Origin of the sequence: Streptomyces sp. NPDC049040 (assembly GCF_043197715.1) — a bacterium.
Taxonomy (GTDB): Bacteria; Actinomycetota; Actinomycetes; order Streptomycetales; family Streptomycetaceae; genus Actinacidiphila.
On the sequence record NZ_JBICTO010000013.1, the window covers coordinates 55,235 to 72,681 of the forward strand.

Consider the following 17,447-nt stretch of genomic DNA (forward strand, 5'->3'; position numbering starts at 1 on the left):
ATGGCCGGGGCACGGGGACACCTGGTGGACGCGTATTGCCACGGGGTGCTCCCGGGCGATCTGGGCATCGGCGCCTTCGAGGCCCGGCTGCCCGGTGCGGCGGCGCCGCGTACGACGCTGTTCGACAGTCCCGCCGGTTTCGCGGTGCGCCGCTGGTGCCCGCCGCTGCTGGGCCTTGAGCCGCACTGCGCCCCGGCGCGCTATCTGGCCCGCCGCCGCGAGCTCGGCGCGTACGAGGCGGCCCGGCTGCTGCTGCGCGGCACCGGCATCCGCTCGTACCTGGTCGACACCGGTGAACCCGGCGATCTGACGCCGCCCAAGGAGCTGGGCGCGGCGGGCGGCGCGGCGGCGTACGAGATCGTGCGGCTGGAACCGCTGGCCCAGCAGGTGGCCGACACCTCGGGCACGGTGGACGGATTTCTGGCCAATCTCGCGGAGTCCGTGCACGGCGCCGCGCTCAGCGCCGTGGGCTTCTCCTGTGCGGCGGGGCCGCTGGCGGACGGCTCCGGGGCCGCGCACGGGCCGCCGGGGCCGGTGGAGGTGCGGTACGCGGCCGCGCACTGGCTGGCGACCCGGCGGGTGGGCGAGCGCCCCGCGGGCCCGGTGCTGGTGCGCCACCTGCTGTGGCACGCGGTGGCGGCAGGTCTGCCGCTGGTGCTGCGGCACCGCCAGGACGGGCCGGGTCCCGCCGCGGTGGCGGGTTTCCTGCGGGCCACGGAAGGCCTCGGCACGGATGTGGTGCTGCTGCCGGGGCCCGTGCACGAGAGCGCGGCGGCCCGGCTGGCCGCCGACCTTCCGCACGTCTACCTGGCGATCGGCACCGATCCGGCGGCGGTGCTGTCCCGCGCGCCTTTCGGGAAGGTCCTGTACGCGGGCGCCGCGGTCGGGCTGCCGGAGCTGTACGTCGCCGGCTCGCGCGGCTTCCTGGCGGCGATGGACCGGCTGGTCGGCGAGCGGGTCGCTGCGGGGGAGTGGTCAGCGGCGGACGGGCAGCGGGTCGCCGCCCTGGTCGGCGAGCGGAACGCGCGCCGCGTCTACCGGCTGCCTGACCAGGCCGGCCCGCTCCTGGGCGGCCGCTGACGGGGTGTCGGGGCCGGCCGCCGGCCGCTCCCTGAAGGCCAGCAGCACCCGCAGGGTCGCGATCCACACCAGGCAGGCGCCGAACATGTGCAGGTCCACCAGCGCCGCGGGCAGGTGGGTGAAGTACTGGACGTAGCCGATGACGCCCTGCCCCATCAGCACGCAGAACAGCTCAAGGGACCTGCGCTGCGGGCCGGGCGGCGCGTCCACGGCGCGCAGGACGAACCACAGCGCGACGGTCAGCCCGACGACCACCCAGGCGAAGTCGGCGTGCAGCTGGGCGATGGTGCGCCAGTCGACCTCGATGCGCTGCATCTTGTACGCGGTGCTGGAGTCCCCCGGGTGCGGGCCGGCCCCGGTGACCAGGGTGCCCACCACGATCAGCACCGCCGCGGCGGCGGCGAGCAGCTGCCCGAGCTGGCGCACCGGCTTGCCGACCAGCGGCCGGGGCGGGGCGTCGCCCTCGGCCACCCGCTGCCAGGTCAGCACGGCGACGGTGATCAGGGCCGCGGAGAGCAGGAAGTGCAGCGAGACCACGTAGGGGTTGAGCTTGGTCAGCACGGTGAGGCCGCCCCACACGGCGTTGCCCACCACGACCCAGAACTGGGCCCAGGCCAGCCGGTACAGGCCGGTGCGGCGCGGCTGCATCGCCCGGATCGCGATGATCGCCCAGCCGACGGCGGCGCACAGGACGTAGGTCAGCATGCGGTTGCTGATCTCGATCGCGTGGTGGACGCCCATCTCGCGGGTGCCGAGCAGGCTGTCGCCGCTGCAGGTGGGCCAGGTGGGGCAGCCGAGCCCGGAGGCGGTCAGCCGGACCGCGCCGCCGGTGATCACGATGACCACCGACATCGCCAGGGCGGCGAGCGTCGCGCGGCGGACCGTCACGGGGTCCGGCGTCCACCGGGCGGCGATGAAGGCGAGAGGGTTTCGCGCGATTTCGGGCAGCTTCGGCACGGACACATGGTAGGCGCCGCCCTTGTGCGCGTTTTCACGAGGGTGCCCCGGGCGGCTTTTCCGGGCGCCCCCGGTTACTCCCAGCGGAAGAACCGGCCTGCCGCGGCCAGCCCGAACGCCGCCCACACCGCGAGGATGCCCAGGTCGCTCCAGGGCATCGCGGCGCCGTGCTGCAGCACGTCGCGCAGGCCGTCGGACAGCGCGGAGACCGGCAGCAGCTCCAGCACGGACCGTACCGGCCCGGAGAACTTGTCCATCGGCACGATCACCCCGCCGCCGACGAGCAGCAGCAGGAAGACCAGGTTGGCCGCGGCGAGCGTCGCCTCGGCCTTGAGGGTGCCGGCCATCAGCAGCCCGAGCCCGGAGAAGGCTGCGGTGCCGAGCAGCAGCAGGACCAGTACGGCCAGCGGGTTGCCGTGCGGCGACCAGCCGAGCGCGAAGGCGATCACCGTCAGCAGGGCGATCTGCAGCAGCTCGGTGACCAGCACGGAGCAGGTCTTGGCGGCCAGCAGCGCCCAGCGCGGCAGCGGCGAGGCGCCCAGCCGCTTGAGCACCCCGTAGCGGCGCTCGAAGCCGGTCGCGATGGCCTGCCCGGTGAAGGCGGTGGAAAGTACGGCGAGTGCCAGGATGCCGGGGGTCAGGAAGTCCACCGACTTGCCCGCGCCGGTGTCCACGATGTCGACGCCGCTGAAGACGACGAGCAGCAGGGCCGGGATCACCACGGTCAGCAGCAGCTGCTCGCCGTTGCGCAGCAGCATCTTCGTCTCCAGCACGGCCTGCGCGCGGATCATCGCGGCGGTGCGGGCGGCGCCCGGCGCAGGTGTGAAGGAGCCGGCCGCGTACGCCGTCCCCGTGGTGGTGCCCGTGGTGGCGGTCATCCGCGCAGCTCCCTGCCGGTCAGTTCCAAGAAGACGTCCTCCAGGGTGCGGCGCTCCACCGAGAGCCGGTCGGGCAGCACGCCGTGCTGGGCGCACCAGGAGGTGACGGTGGCCAGCAGCTGCGGGTCGATCTTGCCCTCGATGCGGTAGCTGCCGGGCCCGAGCTCGGCGGCGGCGCTGTCCGCGGGCAGCGCCTTGAGCAGGGACGCCAGGTCGAGGCCGGGGCGGCCGGAGAAGCGCAGGGTGCCCTCGGCGCCGCCGCGGCACAGCTCCTCGGGGGTGCCGCGGGCTATCGACCGGCCGCCGTCGATGATCACCACCTGGTCGGCGAGCTGTTCGGCCTCGTCCATGAAGTGGGTGGTCAGCACCACGGTGGCGCCGTCGGCGCGCAGCTCGCGCACCAGGTCCCAGGTGGCGTGCCTGGCCTGCGGGTCAAGGCCCGCGGTCGGCTCGTCGAGGAAGACCAGTTCGGGGCGGCCCACCACGGCCATGGCCAGCGCGAGCCGCTGCTGCTGCCCGCCGGACAGCCGCCGGTAGGTCGTGCGGCCGCAGGATTCCAGGCCGAGGCGCTCCATGAGCAGCGCCGGGTCGATGGGGTGGGCGTGCAGCGCGGCGGTGTGCCGCAGCATCTCCTCGGCGTGCGCGCCCGGGTAGACGCCGCCGGCCTGGAGCATCACGCCGATCCTGGGCCGCAGCGCCGCGCCCTGGGTGACGGGGTCGAGCCCGAGCACCCGTACGGAGCCGCCGTCGGGGCGCCGGTAGCCCTCGCAGACCTCGACGGTGGTGGTCTTGCCCGCGCCGTTGGGGCCGAGCACGGCGGTGACGCTGCCTCGGGGCACGGCCAGGTCGAGGCCGTCGACCGCGGTCCTGGTCCCGTACCGCTTGACCAGACCGGTCACCTCGACGGCGGGCTCGTTTCGCATGCGGACGAGTCTAGGGAGCCGGGACGGGCGTTTCGGCGGCAGGGCGGAATTAGGTGACCCTAAGTGATGCAGCACACCGTGCCCGGCAGCGGAGCGGCTTGCTTGGCTCTGATGAATTACGCAACAATGGGGTTGTGAAATACGTCGGTGGTGCCGCTCAGGGGGCGGCGGAGGAGCAGACGACCGGGGAGCGGCGCACCCGCAACCGGGTCGCCCGATCCATCCTGGACCACGGACCGTCCACCGCGGCCGACCTGGCGCAGCGGCTCGGCCTGACCCAGGCCGCCGTCCGCCGCCATCTGGACGCGCTCGCGGCTGAGAATGTGGTGGAGCCCCGCGACCAGCGGGTCTACGGCCACCGCGGCCGCGGCAGACCCGCCAAGGTCTTCGCACTCACCGACTGCGGCCGGGACGCGTTTGACCAGGCCTACGACGTACTCGCCGCCGACGCGCTGCGCTGGATCGCCGAGTCCGCCGGAGGCGGGCAGGACGGCCAGGCCGCGGTTTCGGCCTTCGCCCGTGCCCGCGTCGCGGGGCAGGCGGAGCGCTACCGTGCGATTGTGGACGCGGCGGCCCCGGAGGACCGCACCCGGGCACTCGCCCGTGCGCTGTCCGCCGACGGGTACGCTGCCACCACCCGCAGCGCCCCCGGTTCCGCCGGTGAGCAGCTGTGCCAGCACCACTGCCCGGTCGCCCATACGGCCGAACAGTTCCCCGAGCTGTGCGAGGCGGAGGCCGAGGTCTTCTCCCGCCTGCTCGGGACACATGTCCAGCGGTTGGCCACCATCGCGCACGGCGACGGCGTGTGCACCACCTTCGTGCCGCAGGCCCCGCACCCGACCGGTCCCGATCAGACCGTTCGGCCGGCTCGACCCGATCAGACCCAGACCACCGACCAGGCATCTGCCAGCACGTCCGGGAGGAACCCCGCATGACTGCTCCCACGGAGACCACTCACCCGGAGCTCGAAGGCATCGGCACGTACGAGTACGGCTGGGCCGACTCCGACGTCGCGGGCGCGGCCGCACAGCGCGGCCTGTCCGAGGCCGTCGTCCGTGACATCTCCGCGAAGAAGTCCGAGCCCGAGTGGATGCTCAAGCTCCGGCTCAAGGGTCTGCGGCTGTTCGGCAAGAAGCCCATGCCGACCTGGGGCTCGGACCTGTCCGGCATCGACTTCGACAACATCAAGTACTTCGTGCGGTCGACGGAGAAGCAGGCGGAGTCCTGGGAGGACCTGCCCGAGGACATCAAGAACACCTACGACAAGCTCGGCATCCCCGAGGCCGAGAAGCAGCGGCTGGTCGCCGGTGTCGCGGCCCAGTACGAGTCCGAGGTCGTCTACCACCAGATCCGCGAGGACCTGGAGGAGCAGGGCGTCATCTTCCTCGACACCGACACCGCGCTGCGCGAGCACCCCGAGCTGTTCCAGGAGTACTACGGCACGGTCATCCCGGCCGGCGACAACAAGTTCGCCTCGCTGAACACGGCGGTGTGGTCCGGCGGCTCGTTCATCTACGTGCCGAAGGGCGTGCACGTCGACATCCCGCTGCAGGCCTACTTCCGGATCAACACCGAGAACATGGGCCAGTTCGAGCGGACGCTGATCATCGTCGACGAGGACGCGTACGTCCACTACGTCGAGGGCTGCACCGCGCCGATCTACAAGTCCGACTCGCTGCACTCGGCGGTCGTGGAGATCATCGTGAAGAAGGGCGGCCGCTGCCGCTACACGACGATCCAGAACTGGTCGAACAACGTCTACAACCTGGTGACCAAGCGCGCCGTCGCCTACGAGGGCGCCACCATGGAGTGGGTCGACGGCAACATCGGCTCCAAGGTCACCATGAAGTACCCGGCGGTCTACCTGATGGGCGAGCACGCCAAGGGCGAGACGCTGTCCATCGCCTTCGCCGGCGAGGGCCAGCACCAGGACGCCGGCGCCAAGATGGTGCACATGGCGCCGAACACCTCGTCGAACATCGTCTCCAAGTCGGTGGCCCGGGGCGGCGGCCGTACCTCCTACCGCGGTCTGATCGAGATCGGCGAGGGCTCGGCCGGATCGAAGTCGAACGTGCTGTGCGACGCGCTGCTGATCGACACGGTCTCCCGCTCCGACACGTACCCGTACGTGGACGTGCGCGAGGACGACGTGTCCATGGGCCACGAGGCGACCGTCTCCAAGGTCTCGGACGACCAGCTCTTCTACCTGATGAGCCGCGGCATGACCGAGTTCGAGGCGATGGCGATGATCGTGCGCGGCTTCGTCGAGCCGATCGCCAAGGAACTGCCGATGGAGTACGCCCTGGAGCTCAACCGGCTGATCGAGCTGCAGATGGAAGGCGCCGTCGGCTGACACGGCCCCCCATCACCCCGTCCGCCCCCTACCCCCGGGTTCCACCGGTGAGCGAGCCGAAGGTCGCGCCGGTGTCGAAAGGGAGAACGCGCGGAGGTCCCCGAGGAACGAGGGGATCGAGCACGATCGACCGTCGACACCGGATCCGAGCGACCGGAGGCGAGCGAACACAATGAGAGAGAGCTGTACGACAAGCCATGGCTGACAACACCCCTGCGGGCAGCACCACGGACGGTGCCATCACGGTGGGACAGCCCGCCGACGCCCGGGTCAGCGCGGCCCCGTCCTATGACGTGGCCGACTTCCCGGTGCCGCACGGCCGCGAGGAGGAGTGGCGCTTCACTCCGCTGGAGCGGCTGCGCGGCCTGCACGACGGCACCGCCGAGGCCACCGGTGGCCTGCGCGTCGAGGTGGCCGCGCCGGACGGTGTCACGGTGCAGACCGTGGACCGCACCGACCCGCGGCTCGGCAGGGCGGGCAAGCCGGTCGACCGGGTCGCCGCCCAGGCGTTCAGCTCCTTCGAGAAGGCCTCGGTCATCAGCATCCCCAAGGAGTCGATCCTGACCGAGCCGGTCAGGATCGCCATCCACGGCGACGGCGGCACGGTCTACGGCCACCAGGTCATCGAGGTCGGAGCCTTCGCCGAGGCCGTCGTCGTCATCGACCACACCGGTGAGACCACGATGGCCGCCAACGTCGAGTACCTGATCGGCGACGGTGCCAAGCTCACCGTGGTCTCGGTCCAGGACTGGGACGACAACGCCGTGCACGTCGGCCAGCACACCGCGCTGATCGGCCGCGACGCCACCTTCAAGTCGGTGGTCGTCACGCTCGGCGGCGACCTGGTGCGGCTGCACCCGAGGGTGGTCTACGGCGCCCCCGGCGGCGAGGCGGAGCTGTACGGCCTGTACTTCACCGACGAGGGCCAGCACCAGGAGCACCGGCTCTTCATCGACCACGACACCCCGCACTGCCGGTCCAACGTGGCCTACAAGGGCGCGCTCCAGGGCCAGGACGCCCACGCGGTGTGGATCGGCGACGTGCTCATCAGGGCCGAGGCCGAGGGCACCGACACCTACGAGCTGAACCGCAACCTCGTCCTCACCGACGGCGCCCGGGTCGACTCGGTGCCGAACCTGGAGATCGAGACCGGCGAGATCGTCGGCGCGGGCCACGCCTCGGCGACCGGCCGCTTCGAGGACGAGCAGCTGTTCTACCTGCAGTCCCGCGGCATCCGCGGCGACGAGGCCCGGCGCCTGGTGGTCCGCGGCTTCTTCGGCGAGCTGGTGCAGCAGATCGGCGTCGCCGACCTCGAGGAGCGGCTGATGGCCAAGATCGACGCCGAACTGGAGGCGTCCGTCGGATGACCACCACCGACTCGTACGTACGCGTCTGCGCGCTCGGCGACCTGGCGGAGGACACCCCGCACCGGGTCGAGATCGACGGTGTGCCGGTCTCCGTGGTCCGTACCTCGGGCGATGTCTTCGCGATCAACGACATCTGCTCGCACGCCAACGTCTCGCTCTCCGAGGGCGAGGTCGAGGACTGCCAGATCGAGTGCTGGCTGCACGGGTCGAGCTTCGACCTGCGCACCGGCAAGCCGTCCGGGCTGCCCGCCACGCGGCCCGTCCCCGTATACCCCGTCAAGATCGTTGGGGACGACGTGCTCGTCTCCGTCACCCAGGAGTCCTGAGTCACCCATGGCAACGCTTGAAATCAACGACCTGCACGTCACCGTCGAAGCCGACAACTCCACCAAGGAGATCCTCAAGGGCGTCGACCTGACCGTGAAGCAGGGCGAGACCCACGCCATCATGGGCCCCAACGGCTCCGGCAAGTCCACCCTCGCCTACTCGCTGGCCGGGCACCCCAAGTACACCGTCACCGGCGGCACCGTCACCCTCGACGGTGAGGACGTGCTCGCGATGACCGTCGACGAGCGCGCGCGGGCCGGCCTCTTCCTCGCCATGCAGTACCCGGTCGAGGTGCCCGGCGTCTCCGTCTCCAACTTCCTGCGGACCTCCGCCACCGCCATCCGCGGCGAGGCCCCCAAGCTGCGCACCTGGGTGAAGGAGGTCAGGGAGGCCATGGAGCGGCTGAACATGGACCCCTCCTTCGCCGAGCGCAACGTCAACGAGGGCTTCTCCGGCGGTGAGAAGAAGCGGCACGAGATCCTGCAGCTCGAACTGCTCAAGCCGCACATCGCGATCCTCGACGAGACCGACTCCGGTCTCGACGTGGACGCGCTGCGCGTGGTCTCCGAGGGCGTCAACCGGGTCCGCGAGGGCGGCGAGGTCGGCACCCTGCTGATCACCCACTACACGCGCATCCTGCGGTACATCAAGCCCGACTTCGTCCATGTCTTCGCAGCCGGCCGGATCGCCGAGTCCGGTGGTGCCGAGCTGGCCGACAAGCTGGAGGAAGAGGGCTACGAGTCCTATGTGAAGGGCGGCTCCGCGTGACAGTGAGCCCGTCGGCAGGCCGGGTCTTCCCCGGCCTCCTCGACACCGAGGCGATCCGCAAGGACTTCCCGGCCCTGGACCGGGTGGTCCACGACGGCAGGAAGCTGGTGTACCTGGACAACGCGGCGACCTCGCAGAAGCCGCGCCAGGTGCTCGACACGCTCAACTCGTACTACGAGCGCTCCAACGCCAACGTCCACCGCGGTGTGCACGTGCTCGCCGAGGAGGCCACCGCGCTGTACGAGGGCGCCCGCGACAAGGTGGCCGCCTTCATCAACGCGCCCAGCCGCGACGAGGTGATCTTCACCAAGAACGCGTCGGAGTCGCTGAACCTGGTGGCGAACATGCTCGGCTGGGCCGACGAGCCCTACCGGGTGGACCGCGACACCGAGATCGTCATCACCGAGATGGAGCACCACTCCAACATCGTGCCGTGGCAGCTGCTCTCGCAGCGCACCGGTGCGACGCTGAAGTGGTTCGGGCTCACCGACGACTTCCGGCTCGACCTCTCCGACATCGAGCAGGTCATCACCGAGAAGACGAAGATCGTCTCCTTCGTGCTGGTGTCCAACATCCTCGGCACCGTCAACCCGGTCGAGGCCATCGTGCGCCGCGCCCAGGACGTCGGCGCCCTGGTGCTGATCGACGCCTCGCAGGCCGCCCCGCACACCGCGCTCGACGTGCAGGCGCTCGGCGCCGACTTCGTGGCCTTCACCGGCCACAAGATGGTCGGCCCGACCGGCATCGGGGTGCTGTGGGGCCGCCAGGAACTGCTGGAGGACCTGCCGCCCTTCCTCGGCGGCGGCGAGATGATCGAGACGGTCTCGATGCACTCCTCCACCTACGCCCCGGCGCCGCACAAGTTCGAGGCGGGCACCCCGCCGATCGCCCAGGCGGTCGGGCTGGGCGCGGCCGTGGACTACCTGTCGGCGATCGGCATGGACAAGATCGCCGCGCATGAGCACGCGCTGACCGAATACGCGCTCGAAAGGCTGCTCCAGGTCCCCGACCTGCGGATCATCGGCCCGACGACCGCGCAGGACCGGGCGGCGGCGATCTCCTTCGTGCTGGGTGACATCCACCCGCACGACGTCGGCCAGGTGCTCGACGAGCAGGGCATCGCGGTCCGGGTGGGCCACCACTGCGCCCGTCCCGTGTGCCTGAGGTACGGAATTCCTGCGACCACGCGGGCGTCGTTCTATCTGTATTCAACCCCTGCCGAGGTCGACGCCCTGGCCGAGGGGCTTGAGCAGGTCAGGAACTTCTTCGGGTGATGGTGGTGCTGCTGTGAAGCTCGACTCGATGTACCAGGACGTGATCCTGGACCACTACAAGCACCCGCACGGGCGCGGCCTGCGGGACGGCCAGGCCGAGGTGCACCACGTCAACCCCACCTGCGGTGACGAGATCACCCTGCGGGTGCGGCTCGACGGCGGCGTGATCGGCGACGTGTCGTACGAGGGCCAGGGCTGTTCGATCAGCCAGGCCAGCGCCTCGGTCCTCAACGACCTGCTGGTCGGCAAGGACGTCGCGGACGCGCAGAAGATCCAGGAGACCTTCCTGGAGCTGATGCAGTCCCGCGGCCGGATCGAGCCCGACGAGGCGATGGAGGAGGTGCTGGAGGACGCCGTCGCGTTCGCCGGCGTCTCGAAGTACCCGGCGCGGGTCAAGTGCGCGCTGCTGAGCTGGATGGCATGGAAGGACGCGACGGCGAAGGCGCTGTCCGGCACCACACCCGAGGAGACCGCATGACTGACAGCACAGAGGTCGCTCTCAAGCCGGCCTCCGAGGAAGAGATCCGCGAGGCGCTCTACGACGTGGTCGACCCCGAACTGGGCATCGACGTCGTCAACCTGGGCCTGATCTACGGCATCCACGTCGACGACACGAACGTGGCCACCCTGGACATGACCCTCACCTCGGCCGCGTGCCCGCTCACCGACGTGATCGAGGAGCAGGCGCAGACCGCGACCGAGGGCATCGTCAGCGCCCTCAAGATCAACTGGGTCTGGATGCCGCCGTGGGGCCCCGACAAGATCACCGACGACGGACGCGAGCAGCTTCGCGCGCTCGGCTTCAACGTCTGAGCGCCGCCCCCGCGGACGGGGGCGAGCACTGCCAGGGGCGCGGGAGACCGCGCCCCTTCGTCATGCCCGGGTCCATGAGCCGCAGGTGCCCGTCCGCGGACGGCCGTTGACGGCATCCGCCGAAGTTGCGAAAGTTGTCGCAACATCAACCGGAGGGCGGTCCGCATGACCTCGGCGGCACCAGGCGGCGGCACGACCGCACGCGAGGAGATGCGGGCCTACGCGACGGGGCTGGCCGACGCGCTGCCCCCGTACGCGAGCCAGGGCGGCGCCCGGATCCGGCTCGGCGTCAACATCGCCCACCACGACGACACCGCGGCCGACCTGGAGGGATACGCCCGCCCGCTGTGGGGCCTCGCCCCGCTGGCGGCCGGCGGCGGCGACTTCGCGCACTGGGACCTGTGGGCGCGCGGCCTGGCCGCCGGCACCGACCCCGCGCACCCCGAATACTGGGGCGCCCCCGAGGGCATCGACCAGCGCACCGTCGAGTCCGCCGCCCTCGGCTTCGCGCTGGCGCTGGCGCCGGACAAGCTCTGGGACCCGCTCAGCGGCGAGCAGAAGGACCGGGCAGGCGCCTGGCTGGCCCGCTTCCTCGACGCCCGCACCCCCGAGAACAACTGGAACTTCTTCCCCGTCATGGTCTCCCTCGGCCTTGACCGGGTCGGCTACGCCCACGACCGCGAGGCCCGGCACGCGCGCCTCGACCGGCTGGAGACCTACGCGCTCGCCGACGGCTGGTACAGCGACGGCCCCACCGAGCAGCGCGACTACTACATCCCCTGGGCCATGCACTTCTACGGCCTGATCTACGCCGCGCTGGCCGGCGACGAGGACCCGCGGCGCAGCGCCCGCTTCCGGCAGCGGGCAGGAGAGTTCGCCCTCGGCTTCCGGCACTGGTTCGCCGACGACGGCTCCGCCGTGCCCTACGGGCGCAGCCTCATCTACCGCTTCGCGCAGGGCTCCTTCTGGGGCGCCCTCGGCTACGCCGACGTCGACGCGCTGCCCGCGGGCGAGGTCAAGGGCCTGCTGATGCGACACCTGCGCTGGTGGCGCGACCGCTCGGCGTCGACCTCGCCCGAGGGGCTGCTGACCATCGGCTACGGCTACCCGCAGCCCGCCGTAGCCGAGCAGTACAACGGGCCCGCCTCCCCGTACTGGGCGATGAAGGCCTTCCTGCCGCTCGCGCTGCCCGAGAGCCACCGCTTCTGGACCGCGCGGGAGCAGCCGCTGCCCGACCTGCCCGACACCCTCGTGCAGCCGCCCGCAGGGGCCGTCCTGCTGCGCTCCGGCGGCGACGTCACCCTGCTCAGCGGGCGCCAGCACAACACCTGGGCGCGCGGCGGGCCCGCCAAGTACGCGAAGTTCGCCTACTCCACCCGCTTCGGCTTCAGCCTGCCGGCCGGTGAACTCGGCCTGGTCCACGGGGCGTACGACTCGGTGCTCGCCGTCAGCGACGACGAGGGCGAGCCGGTGCACTTCCGGGTGCGCGAGACCTGCGAGGACCCGGCCGCCTCGGGCGCGGACGGCGCCAAGGAAGGGATCGAGGACGACGGCACGGTCCGCAGCACCTGGCGGCCGTGGGCCGACGTGGAGATCACCACCTGGCTGTCCGCGGCCGCGCCCTGGCACCTGCGCACCCACCGCATCCGCACCGGCCGGGCGCTGCACACCGCGGAGGGCGGCTTCGCCGTCGACCGCGAGGGCGGCCTCGGCGCCCGGGAGGAGGACGCCGGGCGCGCGCTCGCGGTCGGCGCGGGCGGCGACCTCAGCGGGCTGCTCGACCTCGGGCCCGACGCCGCCCGGCAGGGCCGCGTGATCGAGGCGCTGCCCGGCACCAACGTGCTGGCCCGGCGCACCGCCCTGCCGACCCTGCTGGCCCACCTCCCGCCGGGTGAGCACTGGCTGCGCTGCGCCGTCCTCGGCGCGGGCCCCGCGGAGGCGGCCGCGTGGCAGGCCGCGCCGCCTGAGCCGCAGTACTGACCGCTCAGCCGTCCAGCGCGTGGCCCGTGGTGGCGTCCACGTGGTCGGGGACCTCCTCGTGGCGGTCGCCGACCGACAGCGTGCCGGTCGGCTCGAAGACCAGGATCGAGGCGCCCGACGGTGACGAGGGCCGGTGCTCGGTGCCCCGGGGGACGGTGAAGACCGAGCCGCGGGGGAGCAGCACCGTACGCTCGCCTGCCGGCTCGCGCAGCGCGATGTGCAGCTCGCCGTCGAGTACCAGGAAGAACTCGTCGGTGTCGTCGTGGGCGTGCCACACGTGCTCGCCCGCGACCTTGGCGACCCGCACGTCGTAGTCGTTGACGCGGGTGACGATGCGCGGGCTCCACAGGTCGTCGAAGGAGGCCAGGGCGGTGGCGAGGACTGTCGGTTCGTTGCTCATGGTTCATCCTGACCCGGTCCGCCGGCGCTGCGGGAGTGCTAGGAATTGCACATGCCGCAAGAATCCTTGCACCGGGTCGTGGTCGTGGTCGACGACAACTCCAACCCCTTCGAGCTGAGCTGCGCCATCGAGGTCTTCGGCCTGCGCCGGCCGGAGCTCGGTCGCGACCTCTACGACTTCACCCTCTGCGCGGCGCGCCCCCGCACCCGGATGCGGGACGGCTTCTTCACCCTCGGCGCCGTCCCGGGCCTCGAGGCCGCGGACACCGCGGACACGCTGATCGTCCCCAACCGGCCCGACGTCGACGTGCCGCGACCCGCCGCCGTACTCGACGCGATCCGGCGGGCGCACCGGCGCGGCGCCCGCCTCATCGGCTTCTGCAGCGGCGCCTTCACCCTGGCGGAGGCCGGCGTGCTCGACGGGCGCCGCGCCACCGCCCACTGGCAGTGGGCCGACGACTTCAGGACCCGCTACCCGGCCGTACGGCTGGAACCCGACGTGCTCTACGTGGACGACGGGGACATCCTCACCGCCGCGGGCAGCGCGGCCGCGCTCGACCTCGGGCTGCACGTCGTCCGCCGCGACCACGGCGCCGAGGTCGCCAACTCGGTCAGCAGGCGCCTGGTCTTCCCCGGCCACCGGGACGGCGGCCAGCGGCAGTTCGTGGAGCGGCCGGTGCCCGACCTGCGCGACGAATCCCTCGGGCCGGTCCTTGCCTGGGCGCTGGAAAGGCTCGACACCCCCCTGACGGTCTCGGACCTGGCCGCCCGCGCGGCGGTCAGCCCCGCCACCGTGCACCGCCGCTTCCGCGCGCAGCTCGGCACCACCCCGCTGGCCTGGCTCACCGGCGAACGCGCCGCCCTGGCCTGCCGCCTCATCGAACGCGGCGAATCCCGGCTCGACCTCGTCGCCCGCGCCAGCGGCCTGGGCACCGCGGCGAACCTGCGCGCGGTCCTGCACCGCGCCACCGGCCTGTCCCCGTCCTCCTACCGCCGCCGCTTCGGCCCCGCCGCGGGCTGAGCGGACGGGCGTGGCGGCCGGGGCACCGCGGCCGCGGCGGGCCGGGTGCGCGCATCCGACGACGACGCGTTAGCGTCATCCGTATGAATGACTCCCGTGCCTCCGGCGCCATCGGCGTCGGACTTGCCACCGTCGCCGACGACGGCACCGTGCTCGACACCTGGTACCCCGCCCCGCAGCTCACCGCGGAGCCGGGCCCCGCGGGCACCGTGCGGCTGACCGCGGAGGAGGCCGCGCAGGCCCTGGGAAGCGCTGCTCCCGCCGCGCTGGGTCCCGACCCGCGCCGCGGCGTCGAGGTGGTCGCCGTCAGGACCGCCATCGCCTCCACCGACGACAAGCCGCTCGACGCGCACGACGCGTACCTGCGGCTGCACCTGCTCAGCCACCGCCTGGTCCGCCCGAACCAGCAGAACCTGGAAGGCCTGTTCGGCGTGCTGGCGAACGTCGCCTGGACCTCGATCGGCCCGGTCCCGGTGCCGAACCTGGCCGCCGCCCGCCTCGCCGCCCGCGCCGAGGGCCTGCACCTGGCCGTGTACGGCGTCGACAAGTTCCCCCGCATGACGGACTACGTCGCCCCTTCCGGCGTGCGTATCGCCGACGCCGGCCGGGTGCGGCTCGGCGCGCACCTCGCCGAGGGCACCACGGTCATGCACGAGGGCTTCTGCAACTTCAACGCGGGCACGCTGGGCACCTCCATGGTCGAGGGCCGTATCTCGCAGGGCGTGGTGATCGGCGACGGCTCCGACGTCGGCGGCGGCGCGTCCATCATGGGCACGCTGTCCGGCGGCGGTACGCAGATCGTCTCGGTCGGCGAACGCTGCCTGCTCGGCGCCGAGTCGGGCCTGGGAATCGCGCTCGGCGACGACTGCGTCGTCGAGGCCGGCCTCTACGTCACCGCCGGCACCCGGGTGACGCTGCCCGACGGCCAGATCGTCAAGGCCGTCGAACTGTCCGGCGCGGACAACCTGCTCTTCCGCCGCAACTCCACCACGGGCAAGGTCGAGGTGCTCCAGCGCACCGGCTCGTGGGGCGGCCTCAACGCGGTGCTGCACAGCCACAACTGAGGGCGCGGCCGTACGCGACGGCCCCGGGCGCGACGTCAGCCGTAGAGGCGCTGGAGTCCGTAACCGGGGCCGTAGTACTCCTCGAGCGCCGCGAGGTCCTCGTCCTTGCGGTCCTGCCCGTGCGCGATCCGCGCCCGGGACGGCGCCGCGTCGGGCTGCCAGCCCTCCGGCTTCCACAGCGAGCTGCGCAGGAACGCCTTCGAGCAGTGGTAGAAGACCTCGTCGATGTCCACCAGCACCGCGAGCGGCGGCCGGTGGCCCTTGACGGTCATGCGGTCGAAGAAGTCCGCGTCGCTCACCAGCCGGGCCCGCCCGTTGATCCGCAGCGTGTCGCCGCGGCCGGGGACGAGGAAGATCAGCCCGACGTGCGGATTGGCGAGGATGTTGTGGAAGCCGTCGGCCCTGCGGTTGCCCGGCCGGTCCGGTATCGCGATCGTCCGCTCGTCGAGCACCAGCGTGAAGCCCGCGGGGTCGCCCTTGGGCGACACATCGCACGAACCGTCCGCCGCTGAGGTGGCCATCAGCAGGAAGGGCGTGGCCGCGAGCCACGCCCGGTCCAGCGCGTCGAGCTCCCGCCGCACCTTCCCCGCGTCCCGGGCGGTCGGCTCCCCGAGCAGCTCACGCAGCTCGGCTTCCCCGGTGATCTCGCGCATCCCTTACCCCCTGGGTCCGTCGTTCTCCCTGCACCGACCATATCCGCGCTCATCCGTGCCGGTCCCGTGCGAGCGGGATTCCCACCTGCTCAGCGCCGCCGGGTGCCGCCCCGCAGGGACGACACGACGAGGCGGCCGTAGCGCGTGGTGAGCGCGGCGGCGGTCGCGCCGAGCGAGGCGGTCAGCGCGAGCACCAGGTGCCAGGGGCGGGAGTCGCCGAGCACCTGGAGGATGGAAAGGGCGGTGCCCAGCGGCAGCCCGAGCACGGTCAGCACGCCGAGCGCGCCGGCGATCTGCTGGCTCTCCTGGGTCTGCACCAGCCGCGAGTAGTCCGCGGCCTCCGCGAGGATCTGCTCGAAGCGCTCGGCCAGCCGGTGCTTGTCCTGGAAGGCGAGCAGCAGGCCGTTGGCCGGGCCGTGGGCGCTGAGGTGCTGGCGCCAGTAGGTGCTGCGGAACAGCGCGATGCGCTGTTCGAGGGCGGCGACCCGGCGCGCCAGCCCGGGGCCCTCGAAGACGGCGGACAGGTCGTCGGTGAGCTCGTCGATGTGGTTGCGCTGGGCGGTGCCGAGCAGCAGCGCGTCGAGGTAGACGGTACGGGCGTTGTACTCGGCCCAGTCGTAGAAGTCACCGGCGCCGGTGTCGGGCCGGTGGCCGAGGAACGCGGCGCCCTGGCGGAGCACGAGCGCGCTCCAGTCCGCGGATATCCGCCGCACCTCGGCCCGCATCTCCGGCACCGACTCGGGGGCCGCCGGGAGGTCGTCCGGCACCGAACGGGAGGCCAGTGAACGCAGGAACTCGTCCGCCACGGGTGGGAGTTCACCGCTCTCCTCGTCACGCAGGGCGAGCGGCCCGAGGCCGGGTCCAGGGGCCAGGAAGGTCACGGTGTACGGCCGCGACAGCGCGAAGGGGCCGGCCGGGGCGGTGGTGTCGGCGACCCCGGCGAGCAGCGCGGACGGCGCCATCGCGCCGCCGAGCGGGTCGGTCTGCCCGGCCTGCCTGCGGTGGCTGAGGGCCCGCAGCAGCGGCAGCACGGGTGTGCCGCCCTCGACGGTGAAGTGCAGCACCGCGAGGGCCTGCCGGGCGGCCCGCGCGGTGGGGGTGCGCAGCAGTTCCATGCCGTCCAGCCGCAGCGGGTCGGCCGTGTGCGAGGTCCACAGGTGCCAGCGGTGCTCGTACAGGGCGCGGGCGGCCGCCGGGGTGAACAGCCCGCGCCTGCCGTCCGCGTCGGCGACCTGCCGCCCCACCGTGAACGGCAGCGGCCCCGCCGCCCAGGGCGGATCCTCCGCGAGCCGCACCGGCAGCAGCACGGTGATGTGCTGCCGCTCACCCGCGGCCGCCCCCTGCGCCGCCGAAGCCAGCCGCCGCGCTTCCCTCGCACTCACCCCCTCACCCTCCCACCGCCGGCCGCGGTCCCGCGCCCTGTCCGCGCAACGGGCCCGCCCGGGCCGACTCCCGGTGCCGGGGCTGTCGCGCGGAGCCGGCGGCGGCGCGGGGCCGCGGCGGCGGCCTTGTCACCCCCGGGGGGACACCGCCCGTGGGGAATCCGGCGCTCCTGAGGGCCTACGCTGAGTGCGCGCGGCGGCGCGGTCC

General features: G+C 72.5%; 18 protein-coding genes. 12 read left to right on the forward strand and 6 right to left on the reverse strand.

Features of this window, described 5'->3' with window-relative positions; all coding sequences use genetic code 11:
• The gene (locus ACGFMP_RS27250; RefSeq protein ID WP_393675645.1) at positions 1–1,080 is read left to right on the forward strand and encodes an amidohydrolase; all 1,080 of its coding nucleotides are present in this window, start codon (positions 1–3) and stop codon (positions 1,078–1,080) included.
• Here ACGFMP_RS27250 and ACGFMP_RS27255 read toward each other — a convergent pair.
• From ACGFMP_RS27255 to ACGFMP_RS27265, 3 genes are all read right to left on the reverse strand, one after another.
• Complete coding sequence (locus ACGFMP_RS27255) at positions 976–2,037, reverse strand: heme A synthase (protein ID WP_393675646.1); 1,062 nt, start codon at positions 2,035–2,037, stop codon at positions 976–978. The two genes, ACGFMP_RS27250 and ACGFMP_RS27255, sit on opposite strands and share 105 nt — an antisense overlap.
• A 74-nt stretch (positions 2,038–2,111) precedes the next feature.
• Positions 2,112–2,915, reverse strand: coding sequence for an ABC transporter permease (locus ACGFMP_RS27260; RefSeq protein ID WP_393675647.1), 804 nt, complete (start codon positions 2,913–2,915; stop codon positions 2,112–2,114).
• Positions 2,912–3,838 carry an ABC transporter ATP-binding protein gene (locus ACGFMP_RS27265; RefSeq protein ID WP_393675648.1) on the reverse strand — a complete coding sequence of 309 codons (927 nt, stop codon included), beginning with the start codon at positions 3,836–3,838 and terminating at the stop codon, positions 2,912–2,914. Before ACGFMP_RS27265 ends, ACGFMP_RS27260 begins: the two co-directional genes overlap by 4 nt.
• A gap of 134 nt (positions 3,839–3,972) precedes the next feature.
• Between ACGFMP_RS27265 and ACGFMP_RS27270 the strand changes: the two genes are divergently transcribed.
• The 9 genes from ACGFMP_RS27270 to ACGFMP_RS27310 all read left to right on the forward strand — a co-directional run bounded on the left by ACGFMP_RS27270 (position 3,973) and on the right by ACGFMP_RS27310 (position 12,720).
• The gene (locus ACGFMP_RS27270; protein WP_393675649.1) at positions 3,973–4,773 is read left to right on the forward strand and encodes a helix-turn-helix transcriptional regulator; all 801 of its coding nucleotides are present in this window, start codon (positions 3,973–3,975) and stop codon (positions 4,771–4,773) included.
• The gene (sufB, locus tag ACGFMP_RS27275) at positions 4,770–6,191 is read left to right on the forward strand and encodes a Fe-S cluster assembly protein SufB (RefSeq protein ID WP_393675650.1); all 1,422 of its coding nucleotides are present in this window, start codon (positions 4,770–4,772) and stop codon (positions 6,189–6,191) included. The genes ACGFMP_RS27270 and sufB overlap by 4 nt, the downstream gene beginning before the upstream one ends.
• A 197-nt stretch (positions 6,192–6,388) precedes the next feature.
• Positions 6,389–7,558 (forward strand): Fe-S cluster assembly protein SufD, encoded by a 1,170-nt coding sequence (gene sufD / locus ACGFMP_RS27280; RefSeq protein WP_393675651.1) that lies wholly within the window; start codon positions 6,389–6,391, stop codon positions 7,556–7,558.
• Positions 7,555–7,884, forward strand: coding sequence for a non-heme iron oxygenase ferredoxin subunit (locus ACGFMP_RS27285; RefSeq protein WP_393675652.1), 330 nt, complete (start codon positions 7,555–7,557; stop codon positions 7,882–7,884). Before sufD ends, ACGFMP_RS27285 begins: the two co-directional genes overlap by 4 nt.
• 7 nt (positions 7,885–7,891) lie before the next feature.
• On the forward strand, positions 7,892–8,653 hold the full coding sequence (sufC, locus tag ACGFMP_RS27290) for a Fe-S cluster assembly ATPase SufC (protein ID WP_393675653.1): 762 nt from the start codon (positions 7,892–7,894) through the stop codon (positions 8,651–8,653).
• Positions 8,654–8,655: 2 nt separating this feature from the next.
• Positions 8,656–9,927, forward strand: a complete 1,272-nt coding sequence (locus tag ACGFMP_RS27295) for a cysteine desulfurase (protein WP_393675753.1) — start codon at positions 8,656–8,658, stop codon at positions 9,925–9,927.
• A 13-nt stretch (positions 9,928–9,940) separates the two neighbouring features.
• A complete protein-coding gene (sufU, locus tag ACGFMP_RS27300) occupies positions 9,941–10,405 on the forward strand; it encodes a Fe-S cluster assembly sulfur transfer protein SufU (protein ID WP_393675654.1) in 465 nt (154 codons plus the stop codon).
• Positions 10,402–10,740 carry a metal-sulfur cluster assembly factor gene (locus ACGFMP_RS27305; protein ID WP_073497066.1) on the forward strand — a complete coding sequence of 113 codons (339 nt, stop codon included), beginning with the start codon at positions 10,402–10,404 and terminating at the stop codon, positions 10,738–10,740. Before sufU ends, ACGFMP_RS27305 begins: the two co-directional genes overlap by 4 nt.
• A gap of 165 nt (positions 10,741–10,905) precedes the next feature.
• Positions 10,906–12,720 carry a DUF2264 domain-containing protein gene (locus tag ACGFMP_RS27310; protein WP_393675655.1) on the forward strand — a complete coding sequence of 605 codons (1,815 nt, stop codon included), beginning with the start codon at positions 10,906–10,908 and terminating at the stop codon, positions 12,718–12,720.
• Between the two features lie 4 nt (positions 12,721–12,724).
• Here ACGFMP_RS27310 and ACGFMP_RS27315 read toward each other — a convergent pair whose 3' ends face one another.
• On the reverse strand, positions 12,725–13,120 hold the full coding sequence (locus ACGFMP_RS27315) for a cupin domain-containing protein (RefSeq protein ID WP_393675656.1): 396 nt from the start codon (positions 13,118–13,120) through the stop codon (positions 12,725–12,727).
• A 51-nt stretch (positions 13,121–13,171) separates the two neighbouring features.
• Between ACGFMP_RS27315 and ACGFMP_RS27320 the strand changes: the two genes are divergently transcribed.
• A complete protein-coding gene (locus tag ACGFMP_RS27320; RefSeq protein ID WP_393675657.1) occupies positions 13,172–14,140 on the forward strand; it encodes a helix-turn-helix domain-containing protein in 969 nt (322 codons plus the stop codon).
• Between the two features lie 83 nt (positions 14,141–14,223).
• The gene (gene dapD, locus ACGFMP_RS27325; protein WP_393675658.1) at positions 14,224–15,204 is read left to right on the forward strand and encodes a 2,3,4,5-tetrahydropyridine-2,6-dicarboxylate N-succinyltransferase; all 981 of its coding nucleotides are present in this window, start codon (positions 14,224–14,226) and stop codon (positions 15,202–15,204) included.
• 35 nt (positions 15,205–15,239) lie between these two features.
• Here dapD and ACGFMP_RS27330 read toward each other — a convergent pair whose 3' ends face one another.
• Together ACGFMP_RS27330 and ACGFMP_RS27335 are read right to left on the reverse strand one after the other, a co-directional pair.
• Entirely contained in the window at positions 15,240–15,857 is a 618-nt protein-coding gene (locus tag ACGFMP_RS27330; protein ID WP_393675659.1) for a pyridoxamine 5'-phosphate oxidase family protein, read from the reverse strand.
• An 89-nt stretch (positions 15,858–15,946) separates the two neighbouring features.
• Positions 15,947–17,239, reverse strand: coding sequence for a hypothetical protein (locus tag ACGFMP_RS27335; RefSeq protein WP_393675660.1), 1,293 nt, complete (start codon positions 17,237–17,239; stop codon positions 15,947–15,949).
• Positions 17,240–17,447: the final 208 nt, after the last annotated feature.